Below are 569 nucleotides of genomic sequence, written 5' to 3'. Positions count from 1 at the left end.
GCTGGGAGGACATCGAAGATTTCGGTCATAATCGTTTAGATTGGCTTCGTAAATATCGTCCATTCCTCAATAGCATCCCTCGTCACGATACAATTGCAAGAGTTATCACCCAACTCAAAGCAGATGAGATTGAGTAAGCGTTTCAGTCGTGGATGAAGACGCTAGTTCAAACGAAAGGCATGGATATCATTGCCGTAGATGGCAAAACAGCACGCCGCTCTTTCGATACTCGCGGAAGAAAAAATCCGCTTCATTCGGTGAGTGCGTGGAGTTGCTCATTACCGGACAAGCACTACGCGCCTTTAGTGTCTTCTTAAGATTTTGCATGAAGTTTCTGAAGTGAGGCATGAAATCAACAAACAGAGGGGGTTTTCTATCTTGCATCATCAACGGTCCCAGTAAGCGAGTACTTACATCTAGTCTCGTTGCGGATTGCTCGTCTAAGCCACTGTCCTGCATGATCTTATCTACAATCGCGAACATGTTTTCTCTATCTTCAATTTCAAACTGTATGGTTTGCAGTTCACGATCTTCTTTGATGTGCGTATTTCGGTGATTGCGATCGCTCA

1 protein-coding gene and 1 pseudogene are annotated in these 569 nt (G+C 44.5%); one reads left to right on the top strand and one right to left on the bottom strand.

What is annotated here, in order from left to right; all coding sequences use genetic code 11:
- Positions 1-272 (top strand): annotated as a pseudogene (locus tag ACTRWI_RS22615) (ISAs1 family transposase); the annotation flags it as partial.
- Here ACTRWI_RS22615 and ACTRWI_RS22610 read toward each other — a convergent pair.
- Positions 187-483 carry a DUF3861 family protein gene (locus ACTRWI_RS22610; RefSeq protein WP_499133932.1) on the bottom strand — a complete coding sequence of 99 codons (297 nt, stop codon included), beginning with the start codon at positions 481-483 and terminating at the stop codon, positions 187-189. The pseudogene ACTRWI_RS22615 and the gene ACTRWI_RS22610 overlap by 86 nt on opposite strands.
- Between the last annotated feature and the right edge of the window lie 86 nt (positions 484-569).

The organism is Pseudoalteromonas sp. G5_S1_14_S5, assembly GCF_054968605.1.
Note: the sequence above shows the minus strand (reverse complement) of the source record. Positions and strands in the feature narration are given on the sequence as shown.